At 37.7% G+C, this 14,122-nt stretch carries 13 protein-coding genes; 3 read left to right on the plus strand and 10 right to left on the minus strand.

Features of this window, described 5'->3' with window-relative positions; genetic code table 11:
- Positions 1 to 26: 26 nt before the first annotated feature.
- The 6 genes from DCE79_RS16580 to DCE79_RS16605 all read right to left on the minus strand — a co-directional run bounded on the left by DCE79_RS16580 (position 27) and on the right by DCE79_RS16605 (position 7,247).
- A complete protein-coding gene (locus DCE79_RS16580; protein WP_108714065.1) occupies positions 27 to 2,171 on the minus strand; it encodes a DUF4129 domain-containing transglutaminase family protein in 2,145 nt (714 codons plus the stop codon).
- Positions 2,171 to 3,343 (minus strand): DUF58 domain-containing protein, encoded by a 1,173-nt coding sequence (locus DCE79_RS16585; RefSeq protein ID WP_108714066.1) that lies wholly within the window; start codon positions 3,341 to 3,343, stop codon positions 2,171 to 2,173. Before DCE79_RS16585 ends, DCE79_RS16580 begins: the two co-directional genes overlap by 1 nt.
- Positions 3,340 to 4,284, minus strand: coding sequence for an AAA family ATPase (locus DCE79_RS16590; protein ID WP_108714067.1), 945 nt, complete (start codon positions 4,282 to 4,284; stop codon positions 3,340 to 3,342). Before DCE79_RS16590 ends, DCE79_RS16585 begins: the two co-directional genes overlap by 4 nt.
- A gap of 138 nt (positions 4,285 to 4,422) precedes the next feature.
- Positions 4,423 to 4,761 carry a hypothetical protein gene (locus tag DCE79_RS16595; protein WP_108714068.1) on the minus strand — a complete coding sequence of 113 codons (339 nt, stop codon included), beginning with the start codon at positions 4,759 to 4,761 and terminating at the stop codon, positions 4,423 to 4,425.
- A 176-nt stretch (positions 4,762 to 4,937) separates the two neighbouring features.
- Entirely contained in the window at positions 4,938 to 5,765 is an 828-nt protein-coding gene (nadE, locus tag DCE79_RS16600) for an ammonia-dependent NAD(+) synthetase (RefSeq protein WP_108714069.1), read from the minus strand.
- 12 nt (positions 5,766 to 5,777) lie between these two features.
- The gene (locus DCE79_RS16605) at positions 5,778 to 7,247 is read right to left on the minus strand and encodes a nicotinate phosphoribosyltransferase (RefSeq protein ID WP_108714070.1); all 1,470 of its coding nucleotides are present in this window, start codon (positions 7,245 to 7,247) and stop codon (positions 5,778 to 5,780) included.
- Positions 7,248 to 7,528: 281 nt separating this feature from the next.
- On the opposite strand from DCE79_RS16605, the gene DCE79_RS16610 reads away from it, so the two are divergent.
- The 3 genes from DCE79_RS16610 (at position 7,529) to DCE79_RS16620 (ending at position 10,489) form a co-directional block, all read left to right on the plus strand.
- Positions 7,529 to 7,870 (plus strand): P-II family nitrogen regulator, encoded by a 342-nt coding sequence (locus DCE79_RS16610; RefSeq protein WP_108714071.1) that lies wholly within the window; start codon positions 7,529 to 7,531, stop codon positions 7,868 to 7,870.
- A gap of 31 nt (positions 7,871 to 7,901) precedes the next feature.
- On the plus strand, positions 7,902 to 9,209 hold the full coding sequence (locus DCE79_RS16615) for an ammonium transporter (protein WP_108714072.1): 1,308 nt from the start codon (positions 7,902 to 7,904) through the stop codon (positions 9,207 to 9,209).
- Between the two features lie 308 nt (positions 9,210 to 9,517).
- Positions 9,518 to 10,489 (plus strand): proline dehydrogenase family protein, encoded by a 972-nt coding sequence (locus DCE79_RS16620; RefSeq protein WP_108714073.1) that lies wholly within the window; start codon positions 9,518 to 9,520, stop codon positions 10,487 to 10,489.
- Between the two features lie 84 nt (positions 10,490 to 10,573).
- Here DCE79_RS16620 and DCE79_RS16625 read toward each other — a convergent pair whose 3' ends face one another.
- The 4 genes from DCE79_RS16625 to DCE79_RS16640 form a co-directional block, all read right to left on the minus strand.
- A complete protein-coding gene (locus DCE79_RS16625) occupies positions 10,574 to 11,179 on the minus strand; it encodes a response regulator transcription factor (RefSeq protein ID WP_108714074.1) in 606 nt (201 codons plus the stop codon).
- 1 nt (position 11,180) lies between these two features.
- Complete coding sequence (locus DCE79_RS16630) at positions 11,181 to 12,317, minus strand: sensor histidine kinase (protein ID WP_199912286.1); 1,137 nt, start codon at positions 12,315 to 12,317, stop codon at positions 11,181 to 11,183.
- An 87-nt stretch (positions 12,318 to 12,404) separates the two neighbouring features.
- Positions 12,405 to 13,445 carry a Delta(5) desaturase DesA gene (locus DCE79_RS16635; protein ID WP_108714076.1) on the minus strand — a complete coding sequence of 347 codons (1,041 nt, stop codon included), beginning with the start codon at positions 13,443 to 13,445 and terminating at the stop codon, positions 12,405 to 12,407.
- 125 nt (positions 13,446 to 13,570) lie between these two features.
- Positions 13,571 to 14,086: a GNAT family N-acetyltransferase gene (locus DCE79_RS16640; protein WP_108714077.1), complete on the minus strand. Its 516-nt coding sequence runs from the start codon at positions 14,084 to 14,086 to the stop codon at positions 13,571 to 13,573.
- Between the last annotated feature and the right edge of the window lie 36 nt (positions 14,087 to 14,122).

Here is a 14,122-nt window from a genome sequence, read left to right on the forward strand (position 1 = left end):
AATTTTACTCTTTACGATACTTAAAATCAACTGATAGTGCGATTGATTAAATATTCCCAACTTTCTTTCACTTCTGTCGTATCATAATTTAGCTTATTTCCCGCATAAATAACTTGCTCATATATAACCGTCAGTTCAGTCATTTTTGCTGTATTTAACTGTTTATCAACGCGCTTCGCAAATTGCTGCAATGTCTCATCTGTCCCGCGTTTCAAATAAATACGTTCTAATTGTTTTAATAACACCAAATAACCATCTTCAAAGTTTTTCGGATCATTTAATTTAGAGCGATTCATCTGTACAACGAGCTTTGGTTGCCATTTGCCGCGCTTTTTCCAAAGAATAAATACCGCAATAATAAGCACAACGCCCAATACATAAAGTACCCATTTTAATTTAGATAAATTAAACTTACTTACAGCACCACCAGCAGACTCATTTTGTTTTTGCTGATCTTCAAGTTCCGGTTTCGGTTGTTCCTCTAACTCTGGTAATTGTTCTTCCTGTAAATCAGATACATCAATATCATAATCAATATTTTGTGGATTACTGAAGCCAATTGTCGGTTCAAATGGCATCCAGCCAATTCCATCGATATAGGACTCTACCCAAGAGTGCGCATCATTATTCGTTACTTCATATGTGTAGATACCTTCTTCTGTTAATACACGTTCCCCGCTAGCAAAACCTTTCACCCAACGTGACTGTATCCCAACCGAACGCAGTAACACGACCATTGATGTCGAGAAGTTATCGCAATAACCTAGCTTTGTTTCAAATAAAAACTGATCGACATAATCTTCACCGCTCGCTGGCACTTGCACGTCTGTCGTTTCATATTTAAAACCACTACGTTTAAAATAATCCTCTATCGCACGCGCTTTGTCATATACACTCTCATAGGAATCCGCTATTTCATGTGCTAAATCTATAACACGACTTGGCAATTGTTCAGGTAGCTGTAAATAGCGGCCATCATCCTCTGTTGATGTTGTCACTTCTTTCAATTGGGTATAACTATATTCTGGTTGACGGAAAATAAACGAATACTCATCAAGCGCGACTTTCGTTACTTCGTCGTCCTCAACCGGTATCACCTTTTCATTAAGGTAACTATATTTCAAGAGCATTTCTGGTGTTAATCGATAATTGGTTGTTCCGTAGGCTTGAAGTAAAAATTTATGTTCTTGTAATGCTTTCACTTCGATTGCCTGTTCTTCAACCATTCCTGGAAAAATTGAAAATGGTACAGTTTGTCTCGAACGGAACAGTTCATCTGCTTGACTGTCTGAATGAACCCAACCTTTTGATGTATAATAATCCTTTGTTTCAACGCGCCAATATTGACGCGACGGGGTTTTAATTTCGTAAACAACAGTACTATCTCCAACAAATGGGCCCCCAAGGGTTTCATCATTATCCCCATAACCAACCGTTGAAACAGAATTTCCTGAACTCCCACCATTTCCTGACCAATTTTTTAAATACGGAACAGGATCTGGCCATTGCGGTTCTGCTTTTGGTAACATTGTTGCTGCTACCCCAACGACAGTTACAATGACAATAATCGGTGTCAGGTAGCGCAAATAGCTTGTCCAGTCTTTTTGCGTATTTGTCGCTTGCATAAGCCGTTTTATAAACAGCATTGATGTCATAATAAGCCCTATAATCATGACTTTAATAATTGCCATCGTACCATCATATTTAGTAAACGTATCCAGCGTTGCGATAAAGAACACTGTTAACACTAGGAAATAATAGATTGTTAAGCGGACCGTTACCCAATACTGAATCAAGTAAATAAGCATCCATATTAAAATGAAAAATAGACTTGTTCGAAGCGGATCACTCACTAAAATCCAATCACCAGCTAGCAATACCTCGACATTGTATTTTAGCTCATTCGTTAAAAATTGGCGTGTCGTCAATGTGGCATCGCTGTAAATACTAACAATAAACCATGTTATATACAGCAGTTTAATTGGCCACGAAATGAAAATGGGCCATCTACATAACCCAATGACTAAACAAATGAGCATGAATAGTAAAAATAATGAAAAATAGCCCGTTTTTGTAAGCATCATGATCGGTATAAACCATTCTCGTAAAATCAAAAAGATCATAAAATAAAGAATAACTTGCTCAATAATTTCAGAAATGCTCCGTTTCATCAATGCCTCACCTCCGAAACCATTCCACTCAACCATTCGTCAGCCACATAATGAATTTGATGATGCTTTACTTGCTCCGTCTGTTGGCCAACAACAAAGCACAGCACCTTGTTTGCGAAGCTTGTACTAGTATGTAACACTTCTACTAACTCCGGCATCAATTCTCCAGTAATAATGACAACAACTGAGCGATTCATTATTTTTTGTTCTTCGTATAATAGGCGGTCGACATTAAACTGAGCATCTGGCTGCACTGTCACCAAATGTTGCATCACTGTTTCGAACTGGCTATCCGTTTTAATAATCGGCACAAAATAACGGTCAACCCCCGTACTTAAAAACGAAACCTCACCCCGCTCTTTTACCATTTTTTGAATGTAGGAAGCCGTATAATCAACAACTTGCTCAAAGTTTTTTTGGACAGCTCGGTCAATGAGAACAAACGTATTTTGTGTTTGACGATCCTCAAATTCTTTTGTACGTAATTCTCCATTTTTCGCAAATGATTTCCAATGAATCCAAGAAAAGCGATCCCCTGGTACATATTCACGCACCCCTGTTGCCATCGTTGTATCTTTAATTAACGAATACTGTGTCATGGCAGCACCTTGTTCATATTGCATACGCATTGGGATTGAATTGACTTTATAGACTTTCGGATAAACGAGAAATAATTGTGGCTTCTCTATTGTCGTCTTTCGTATCGTCCACCCGAAAAAGTCTGTACAAACAAATTCTAACCCGCGAAAATAATGCTCTCCGCGTTGTAACTGTTTTAATTCGTAAGTCCATTCGAATTCTCGTTTCCAACCAACTAAAAACAACTTACTCATCTGACCCTTCGCCGCTTCATATAAGTCTTCTTCCATCGCCAATTCACGAACCGTTAAAAATATGAGTGGAATCCAGCCTGTGTTGCGAAATGTCACTGTTACAAATACGGAATCTCCACGCTCTATATGACTCTTTGATAGGGTACGCGCTATTTCTTTAAAATGAATTGGTAAAAGTGCTAATAAAATGGAGTATAACGAAAACGGTAAAATTATAAAAAAGACAAACCAACTTACAAAACCACCTTGAAACATTGCATAGCTAAATGTAAAAACCAGCAGGATAACGACCGTAACAAGGCGACCACTATGAAAAAAGAAGTCTCTTATTTGGTTCATTCAGCAACATACCTTTTCACTGGCACATGAATATGACGTAACACTTGTTCAATCACTTTTTCTTCCGTCATTCCTTCATAACGCGCCTCTGGTTTTAAAATAATGCGGTGACCAAAAACAAATTTCGCTAAATATTGAACATCATCCGGGATGACATAGCTTCTCCCTTGTATAAAGGCATATGCTTGTGAAGCACGCATTAACGCGATAGATGCACGCGGGCTGACACCTAAATACACTTTGTCGTGATGACGTGTATTTTGAGCAATCGATACAATATATTCTTTAATATTATCTTCTACATGGATTTCCTTTACTTGACGTTGTAATTCGATGAGCTGTTCAATGCTTAGTACTGCACTAATTTGTTCAATGGGCAGTGATTTTTCTGCGCGGCGCAATACTTCGATTTCTTCCGCTTTCGTTGGATAACCCATTTTAATTTTTAGTAAAAAACGATCTAATTGAGCTTCCGGTAGTGGATACGTTCCTTCGTACTCAATCGGATTTTGCGTTGCCATAACAAAAAATGGCTTAGGAAGCAGAATGGTATCACCATCCACTGTGATCGATCCTTCTTCCATACTTTCAAGAAGTGCTGACTGTGTTTTAGGCGATGTACGGTTAATCTCATCAGCTAGCACAATATTACCGACGATTGGACCTGGACGAAATTCAAATTGCAATGTTTTCGGATTGTAAACAGATACACCGATAACATCTGACGGTAGTAAATCCGGTGTAAATTGAATTCGTTTAAAGCTTGTACCAAGAGATTTGGAAAGCGCACGTACCATCATCGTTTTCCCTACGCCTGGAACATCCTCTAATAAAACATGTCCTCCCGCAAGTAACGACACAATACTTAACTCAGCAATTTCTCTTTTACCAATCATAACTTTTTCGATATTTCTGATAATTTTTTCGATATGTTCATTCATCGTTCATCCCCCTAGCTGATTTCAATATGTATTTCACTTAGTTTAAGCATAACGAAAACCATATGCGAGCACAACTGTTTCACTTCCCACTATATGTAAAAAACAAAATCACCTAACTTCTTTTCGAGGTTAGGTGATTTAAATTGACGTACGGTATGTCGTAATTCGCCGTTGTAGTTTATTTTGTTTATTTGCTTTTGTTGAACTTTGAATTAGTTGATTTAACGTTGTAACAGAATCTCCATTAAATTGGATTCCCTTCACGATTAGTCGTGCTTTATTTTGCACAAGCTTTTTGGCTTTTGGTAAAGCTTTTTTCTTCTTCTTATTATTCTGTTGAAGTTGTTCGCGGGGATCTCTATAAAAATCTTGCATCCCGCTATTAATAGCATCTGCAAAATGGGTGTCCGATAAAAGTGCACGTGACTTATTGCGATAAATACTACTCGTAGTCCCCGAAACGCGTGAAGTTCTCACCTTCTCCCCTCCCTAATCATCTTCTTAGGTATATATATCGACAACTTCACAAAAAGTTTAATAATTTTAAGCCCCTAGGAACTGTTCATTAAATCATCGCGAGACATTCCTAACAAAAATAAGGTATTAATACCTAAAAAAACCGTGTTGCACTCAGCACAACACGGTTTTTAAAATCATTTCCAGAACGCATCGAAAATTGTAATCGGTAGATGACGTTTGTGCATCGAACGAATATAATGACTTTCTAGTGTTTTACGCGCTTGTTCAGGAATTTTTTTGCCCTCTAAATAATCATCTATTTGCTCATATGTCAGACCTAATGCGGCTTCATCTGGTAAAGAAGGACGATCTTCTTCTAAGTCTGCAGTTGGTGTTTTTTCATATAAATGGGCAGGGCAATTTAACTGTTTTAAAATTTGGCGACCTTGACGTTTATTTAAACGGAAAATCGGTGTTAAATCTGCTCCTCCATCACCAAATTTCGTATAAAAACCAGTAATTGCTTCTGCCGCGTGATCTGTACCTAAAACAACCCCGCCGTTCATTGCTGCAATCGAAAATTGCACTTTCATTCGTTCACGTGCTTTTTCGTTTCCTTTTGCAAAATCACTCAGTTCAATACCTGCAGTAGAAAGTGCATTAACACTCGCATCCACTGCTTCTTTAATATTAACTGTATAGATTTTCGTTGGGTTAATATAATCTAATGCATCTTGGCAATCTTGTTCATCTGTCTGTACACCATAAGGCAAACGCACTGCCCAAAACGAATACTTCTGCTCGCCAGCTTCTTCGTTTAGTTCAGCAACAGCCATTTGTGTCAGTTTGCCCGTTAGCGTTGAATCTTGTCCACCACTAATCCCTAAAACAAAACCCTTTAAAAATGTGTGTTTTTTGGCATATTCTTTTAAAAAATCAATCGTTTTACGAATTTCTTGTTCAACATCAATTGTCGGTAAAACCTTTAATTCTTCTATTATTTGTCGTTGCAACGTGGACACCGTCAACACTCCTTATTGTTGTTCGAGTTGTGTTACCATATCACGCACTTCTTTAATATTGCGCATTTTGTTATCCCAGCATTTTTGACTTAAATCAACCGGGTATTCTTCTGGGTTTAATGAACGCTTGTATTCATCCCATAGTAAACCCAAATTTTCCGTAGCATATTGGCGAATTTCTTGTACGGATGGATTTCCATAGACTACTTCGCCTTGATCAATCACTTTTTGGTGCAGCTCTTTTGCTTTAAAGTCCGTTACGTATTTCGAAACGAATGTATGCACTGGGTGGAACATTTTTAGAAGATTTTGCGACGCTGGATTTTCGTCAGCCATTGCAATGTAGTCCCCTTCAGATTTACCGTTTCTATTATTAATAATTCGGTAAAGCTTTTTAAGACCTGGCGTTGTTACCTTTTCAGCGTTAGCAGAAATTTTAATTGTGTCTTCCATTTCCCCGTGTTCGTTCTCAATGGAAACCATTTTGTAAACCGCACCTAATGCAGGTTGATCATAAGCAGTAATGAGCTTCGTACCGATTCCCCACGAATCAACACGTGCTCCTTGCGCTTTTAAGTTTAAAATCGTGTATTCATCTAAATCATTCGAAACAACGACTTTCGCATCTGGGAATCCCGCTTCGTCTAACATGCGACGCGCCTCTTTTGATAAGAAGGCAATATCCCCACTATCCAGGCGAATGCCGATAAAGTTAATTTTATCTCCAAGCTCTTTTGCTACTTTAATCGCAGTTGGTACACCCGATTTTAATGTGTTGTACGTATCTACTAAAAATACACAATCTTTATGACGTTTTGCATAAGAATGGAACGCATCATAATCATTTTTGTAGGCTTGTACTAATGCATGTGCATGCGTACCTGAAACAGGGATGTTAAATAACTTTCCCGCGCGAACGTTTGATGTCGATTCAAAGCCACCAATAACTGCTGCACGTGCTCCCCAAATCGCCGCATCCATTTCTTGCGCACGTCGTGTACCAAATTCCATCGCGACTTCATCATGCACAACTTGTTTAATACGACTTGCTTTCGTTGCGATTAACGTTTGATAATTCACGATATTTAAAAGTGCTGTTTCAATTAATTGTGCTTCAACAAGCGGCGCTTCAATTCGGACGATTGGCTCATTCGCAAAAACAAGCTCCCCTTCAATCATCGAATACATCGTACCTGTAAAACGAATTTCCTTTAAGTATTCAATAAAATCTTCTTCATATTGCAATTCATCCCGCAAATAAGCAATATCCGTTTCACTAAACCTAAAGTCTTTTAAATAATCTAACATGCGTTCTAAACCTGCAAATACCGCATAGCCATTGCCGAATGGTAATTTTCTAAAATATAGCTCAAAGACTGCTTTTCGGTTGTGAATCCCGTCAGCCCAATAACTTTCCGCCATATTAATTTGATATAAATCGGTATGCAAAGCTAAGCTATCATCTACATACTTTTCCTTCATATTAGTTCCCCTTCTTCCAAAACATAATTAGTCATAGTATACACTATCTTAAAACTATTTCGATGCACGGAGCATCGTTTTTTCTTATATGTACCATTTATTCACATAAAACAAACACCCCAACGCTTCATTTTGCCAATCTAAAGCTCGCCACAACAGTTCATCTCACAATTCGATGAAATCAATCGAAAATACATGTTAGTTTTTCTTACATAAAGGATTGATTTATTTGAAAATTCGTTTTATCATGTTAGATAACATAACACAAGGAGTTGTTGAACATGAAAAAAATCGAGGCAATCATTCGTCCTGAGGTGTTCGCAAAAGTTCGTGAAGGTTTGGCTCTTGAAGGAATTGATGGTTTGAGCATTTCGGAAGTTGCAGGCGCAGGTCGTCAAGAAGGTCGAATCGGTTTATTCCGAGGGAACTCGTATTCTATGGAATTTTCACAAAAACTGAAGCTTGAGATGGTTGTAGACAACGCCAAAGTTCAACCGATTATCGATGTATTATTACGTGAAGCTTCTACAGGTGAAGTGGGAGACGGAAAAATCTTCATCTACCCCGTAGAACAAGCAATTCGCATTCGTACAAAAGAACTTGGCTCCATTGCCATTGATTAATCAAAATTTAACATAAAAGGAGGAAACTTTAATGACAAATGAAGCATTGGAACTTTCAATCAATTTAGTTTGGGTAATGCTCGGTGCATTCTTCGTATTCTTTATGCACGCGGGATTTGCAATGGTAGAGGCTGGCTTTACGCGTTCAAAAAATGCAGTCAGCATTTTAATGAAAAATATTTTAACGATTTCAATCGGAGGAATTGTTTATTACGTAGCAGGCTACGCCATCATGTTTGGTGACAGTGCCGGTGGATTTATCGGTACTTCTGGTTTCGCACTTATAGGCGTTAACGATATCGCATTCTTCGTATTCCAGGCTATGTTCGCAGCAACATGCGCAACAATTATTTCAGGTGCCGTTGCAGAACGTACAAACATTATGGCTTACATGGTTATAGTTGTAGCGATGACATTATTCGTTTACCCAGTCGTTGGCCACTGGATCTGGCAAGGTGATGGTTGGTTGACAGCATTAGGCTTCACTGATTTCGCAGGTTCTACTGTCGTTCACTTAACAGGAGCGGTTGGTGCATTAGTTGTTGCAGCAATGGTCGGTCCTCGTGTCGGCAAGTACACAAAAGCCGTAGTTAACGTTATCCCTGGTCATTCAATTCCTCTTGGTGCATTAGGTGTATTCATTCTTTGGTTAGGTTGGTATGGTTTCAACGGTGCTTCAACATTAGCTGCTGATCCAGCTTCAGTGCCTGGTGTTATTGCGAATACATTTTTAGCTGCCTCTGGTGGTGTTATTGCAACAGCATTCTATACACGCTTACGTTACGGATTTATTGATGGTTCTTTAACACTAAATGGCGCATTAGCCGGTTTAGTTAGTATTACTGCTGGTGCTTTAAACTTAAATATCGGATTCGCTATTGTCGCAGGTGCTGTCGGCGGTATCATTTTAGTTGAAGCCGTGCGTTTCATCGAACATAAATTACGTGTTGATGATCCTGTTGGTGCCATCGCTGTTCACGGTGTTTGCGGTATTTGGGGCACATTAGCAGTTGGTTTATTCGATAAAACTGGTGGCGGTTTAATATACGGTCATGGTGCAACATTACTCGGTGTGCAAGCACTAGGTGTAGCAGCTGTCATTATTTGGACTGCTAGTACAGTAGGAATCGCGACTTATATCATCAAAGTATTCATCCCTTTACGTGTTGCATACGAAGAAGAAGTAGAAGGTTTAGATATCGCAGAACATGGTGCTTATGCATATGAAATGCAAGATATGTTCAAAGGTGTAACCAAATCGAATGATAGCTTTGCACAACGCTTAACGAATTTAGGTAAAGCGCCGAGTGCTAGTAATATACAAGAGAAACAAGTTTAACTTTTGGGTTCCCGAATTCCTTTAGTTACCCCTATAGCTAAAGGCAGAACATGCCCCCTAACATGTTCTTGAATCATTCTTTCAAAATATAATTATGAATAGAAAAAGATCTCGTTCTTCCCCCACATGTTGAACGAGATCTTTTTCTTATTGTGCATTCCTTAAAATTTAGCTTATGCTAATGAAAAATTGAGTGAAGTCATTACAGTAGCATGAAAACGGGTTATGGTATAATTTTTTTAATTCCTCTCTCGTCATTTTAGAGGATTGAATTTTTTCTATTTCAACAGAAACAAGGAGATGTTTTTATGGCATTACGTGATTTTTTCATTTCTTTATCTGAAAACCAAACATTAAGTAACGCTGCACAACAATACGGTGTAAAACTCGGTGCCGGAAGCGTTGTGGCAGGTACAAGCATCCAAGAAATGATGGAAAATATTAAACAATTAAATTTACAAGGGATCTCTTGTACCGTCGACAATTTAAGTGAATTCGTATCTGATGAAGCTGAGGCTACAAAAGCAAAAGAAGAAATTTTAAGAATGATTGAAGCAATTCATGCAGAAGGTGTGGAGGCACATGTTTCATTAAAGCCATCTCAACTTGGGTTAGATATTGACATCGACTTTTGCTATGACAACGTACGTGAAATTGTTGAACGTGCAAATGAATACGGGATTTTCGTCAACTTTGATATGGAAAATCACAATCGATTACAACCTACATTTGATATGTTAGAAGAACTTCTGAAATCTTTCGATAATGTGGGTACAGTGATCCAGGCGTATTTCCATCGTGCAAAAAGTGATATCGAGCAATTTAAAGATACGCGTTTACGCATTGTAAAAGGCGCTTACAAAGAGTCTGAAGAAATTGCATTTCAAGATAAATTAGATGTTGATGTTAATTTTCTTGAGCTCATTGAATACCATTTATCACATGGTCACTTCACATCCATCGCAACGCATGACCATAATATTATTAAGCATGTGAAATATTTCGTTGAGAAGTACAACATTCCAAAAGAAAAATTCGAATTTCAAATGCTTTATGGCTTCCGAAAAGATTTACAGCTTGAATTAGCACATGAAGGCTATCAAGTTTGTGTGTATGTTCCTTACGGTAAGGATTGGTATGGCTACTTCATGCGTCGCTTAGCAGAACGTCCACAAAACTTAAACCTTGTGACAAAGCAAGTGTTTACGAAGAAAACAAACACGGTACTAGCCGTTGCAGCAGGTGCATTTATACTTGGCCGTTTAACAAAGAAAAAGTGATATCAGAAAAATTATACTTTCTTATTCACTAAAAAATCCCTCGCTATGCTGGCCTTTAATCGCCGAGCAAAACGAGGGATACTTTTATTTGTTCCATCCTTTTTCTTTAAAACGAGCAATCGCTTCGATACGATTTCCTACACCGAGCTTATCTAAAATTGTTGAAATGTAATTACGTACGGTTCCTGCTGATAAAAATAATTCTGCGGCAATTTCTTTCGTCGTTTTCCCTTCAGAAACAAGTTCCAACACTTGACTTTCACGGTCTGTTAACGGATTTTCACTATCTTCTTCATACACAAAATCCACAAGCTCTGGTGCATAAATGCGACGACCATCCATAATAATACGAATCGAATTCACCAGCTCTTCAATCGGGCTGTCTTTTAATAAATAACCACGCACACCTGCTTTACGCGCACGTTCAAAATAACCAGGACGCGCAAATGTTGTTAAAATAATAATCTTACAGTCACTTCCGCGCAGTTCTTCCGCTGCATCAAGGCCTGTTTTAATCGGCATTTCAATATCCATAATGCAAACATCTGGTTGCAATTCATTGACCATTTCTACTGCTTCTTCTCCGTTTTTTGCAAGACCGATAACTTCTATGTCATCCTCCATGCTCAGTAACGATTTCATCGCACCTAGTAGCATCCCCTGATCTTCTGCTATGACGATTCGAATCATGTCATTTCTCTCCTTTTTGATGAGTAATCGCTAACGGTATAGTCATCATCACCGTTGTCCCCTCACCCAATTCACTTTCAATTTCAATTAATCCATTTAAAAATTCGACGCGCTCTTGCATTCCTTTTAAACCGTTACCACCTTCATATAATTGCAAACGTTCAAAGCCTTTCCCATTATCTAAAATCGTCACTTTAAATTCATCCTCACTTTGATAAAACGTAATTCTACAAAGTGTAGCTTGACTATGTTTGACAATGTTCGTTACAACTTCTTTCAAACACATACTAATGACATTTTCTGCTAATGTTGGCATTTTAATTTGCGATAAATCCCCATTTAAACGCAATTTAATTTGTGCCGCTTTTAAAATTTGCTCTATACGGTATAGCTCTTCTTCAATGCGAACGGTCCGCATATCCGCAACAAGTTCACGTACTTCCTTCAACGCAACACTTGCTGTTTGACGAATGTCTTTAATTTCCAAAATGGCTTGCTGTGGATTCTTTTCCACCAAGCGCGCTGCTAAATCACTTTTCAGGCCAATCATCGATAATTTTTGACCAAGTGTATCATGCAAATCACGTGCAATACGTTGGCGTTCTTCAAAAACCGTCAGCTCCGAAATACGTTCTCGAGCCGTTTCTAATTCACCTTCTAAATTTTCACGTTTCGTTCTCGAATACAACGTAAACGGTAGAAGCACAACACCTAGCATATTAATAATAATGAATGGTGTTTGCGTTAAATAGAGATCAAGGTAAATGAAATACCCACCAACAATTGATATCACAGTAAAGCCAATATGTAAGCCATACATAATATAGAATCCGACAGATTGCCTAATATTACCAATAAAAAATGCAGTAAACAATGATAAATATACATAGCCAAAAAATAGTGTCATCACAATGTTCACTACCATTTGAAAGCTAATCCACATATATCTCAAGCCACTTTTCGATTTGAACGAAAAATAATGGCATAAAAAATAAAATAAAATCAATACAACTCCAACAAGTATTTGCCACAATGTGAACGAGTGGATAATAAAGAAAAACGGTAAAACACAAAAAATTATCCAAATATAAATACTTAACATCGGGCTTTTTGGGATAATACTATACCAAGTTTGCATAACAGCCTCAATTCTCTTTTTTCTTTCTATTATAACAAAATAGGTACCTCAAGTTGAAAAATGAGGTACCTCCAATTTTATTTACTTTTATTTTGCTAAAGATGTTTTTTGTTGTACACGTTTAAATTCTGCTTGTGCCGCTTCTTTAAATGTAACAAAGCGGTAATTTTCTGGATCATATAATTTATAACGAATCGATTCTAAACTTGTCTTAATCGTAATAGTTGTTGCCTTTTGCAGTGGCTTAATCGATTCATGTGCATCTTCTAATTTATAGTTCGGTACGCGTGGTGCTAAATGATGCACGTGGTGGAAACCGATATTACCTGTCACCCATTGTAACAATTTCGGTAATTTATAATAAGAACTACCTTCTACTGCAGCCTTCACATAATCCCATTCAGAATTCACTTCAAAATATGAATCTTCATACGTATGTTGTATGTAGAATAACCAAATTCCTAATGAACCTGCGATGAAAAGTGTTAATGCATGTACTAATAAAAACGTCGTCCAACCAAAACTAATAATTAACGTCGTACAAATAACAAGTAATGCGATATTTGTCATATACGTGTTCATGCGCTCTTTGCGTTTTGCATCATTACGATTGAAGCGGTTTAATACAAGCACCATATAAAGTGGCCCTAATCCAAACATAACAAGGGGATTACGATATAAACGGTACCCTAAACGCGCTAATTTTGATTTTTCGAGATATTCTTCTACTGTTAACATTTCGATATCGCCTATTCCACGCTTATCCAAGTTCGAACTTGTTGCATGGTGAATCGTATGCTCACGTTTCCATTTTTCGTATGGGAATGACGCGAAAATCCCAGTAATGAAGCCAGTAATATCGTTTGCTTTTTTACTTTTGAAAAATGAACCGTGTGTACAGTCATGGAAAATAATAAACGTACGTACAACAAATCCTGAAGCAATGACACTACATAATGCTGTTAGCCATGGTGAAACTTGTAGTAGAGCGTAGCCAGCTCCCCAAATTAGTAATAATGGTACTACAGTATTTAATAATTGTTGAATACTAGCTCGTGTTTCAGATTTTGCAAACGGCGCAATATCTTTACGTAGTTGCTTTGTTTTTTCTGCATCGGTTTTAGCCATGATGAAATCCCTCTTTCCTCAAAATCGTTACGTTTATCGTAATCAATTTGAGGATTTAGAAAAATGCTCAAACATCATAACTTTTTTATGACAGATGTCATATGACCAGGTGACAATTTGTTATACTACTCATTTTCTTGCGGATTTTTTGGTCCTTCTAAATCTAGTTGATAAAATACTAAATCTAACCACCGATCAAATTTATAACCCGCATTTCGTATCGTACCGCTGTATGTAAAGCCTAATTTTTCATGAATGTAAAGACTCGCTTCATTTTCTTTGTCGATGCAAGCGACCATCGTTTTTACGTCATGTGTACGTGCATAGTCGATTAGTTCATACATTAGTTTACTTGCGATACCCTTTTTGTAATGATTTTTATGCACATAAACTGAATGTTCTACCGTGTAATGAAACGCAGGGTAGGGACGGAATGAACCATATGTTGCGTAGCCTGCCACTTCCCCGTTCTCTTCATAAACAAATAACGGTTCACCAGCTTGTTTTTTCGCTTCAAACCATGCCATACGTTGCTCTAAGGTTTGCTCCTTATACATATAAATCGCTGTAGAATTTACTATATTGTCGTTAAAAATTTCTAAAATCATTTCTACATCGGCTGCAGTTGCTTGTCGAATCATTCCAGTTCCTCCTCAGGATAGAAAGCCGCCTTACCT

The sequence above is a fragment of the Lysinibacillus sp. 2017 genome (assembly GCF_003073375.1).
In the GTDB taxonomy this organism is placed as follows: Bacteria; Bacillota; Bacilli; order Bacillales_A; family Planococcaceae; genus Solibacillus.

What these genes read in the sequence shown, in the direction of transcription:
- DCE79_RS16580 (WP_108714065.1), bottom strand. Translation starts at nt 2,171, where the DNA reads ATGAAACGGAGCATTTCTGAAATTATTGAGCAAGTTATTCTTTATTTT.
- DCE79_RS16585 (WP_108714066.1), bottom strand. Translation starts at nt 3,343, where the DNA reads ATGAACCAAATAAGAGACTTCTTTTTTCATAGTGGTCGCCTTGTTACG.
- DCE79_RS16590 (WP_108714067.1), bottom strand. Translation starts at nt 4,284, where the DNA reads ATGAATGAACATATCGAAAAAATTATCAGAAATATCGAAAAAGTTATG.
- DCE79_RS16605 (WP_108714070.1), bottom strand. Translation starts at nt 7,247, where the DNA reads ATGAAGGAAAAGTATGTAGATGATAGCTTAGCTTTGCATACCGATTTA.
- DCE79_RS16610 (WP_108714071.1), top strand. Translation starts at nt 7,529, where the DNA reads ATGAAAAAAATCGAGGCAATCATTCGTCCTGAGGTGTTCGCAAAAGTT.
- DCE79_RS16615 (WP_108714072.1), top strand. Translation starts at nt 7,902, where the DNA reads ATGACAAATGAAGCATTGGAACTTTCAATCAATTTAGTTTGGGTAATG.
- DCE79_RS16620 (WP_108714073.1), top strand. Translation starts at nt 9,518, where the DNA reads ATGGCATTACGTGATTTTTTCATTTCTTTATCTGAAAACCAAACATTA.
- DCE79_RS16625 (WP_108714074.1), bottom strand. Translation starts at nt 11,179, where the DNA reads ATGATTCGAATCGTCATAGCAGAAGATCAGGGGATGCTACTAGGTGCG.
- DCE79_RS16630 (WP_199912286.1), bottom strand. Translation starts at nt 12,317, where the DNA reads ATGCAAACTTGGTATAGTATTATCCCAAAAAGCCCGATGTTAAGTATT.
- DCE79_RS16635 (WP_108714076.1), bottom strand. Translation starts at nt 13,445, where the DNA reads ATGGCTAAAACCGATGCAGAAAAAACAAAGCAACTACGTAAAGATATT.
- DCE79_RS16640 (WP_108714077.1), bottom strand. Translation starts at nt 14,086, where the DNA reads ATGATTCGACAAGCAACTGCAGCCGATGTAGAAATGATTTTAGAAATT.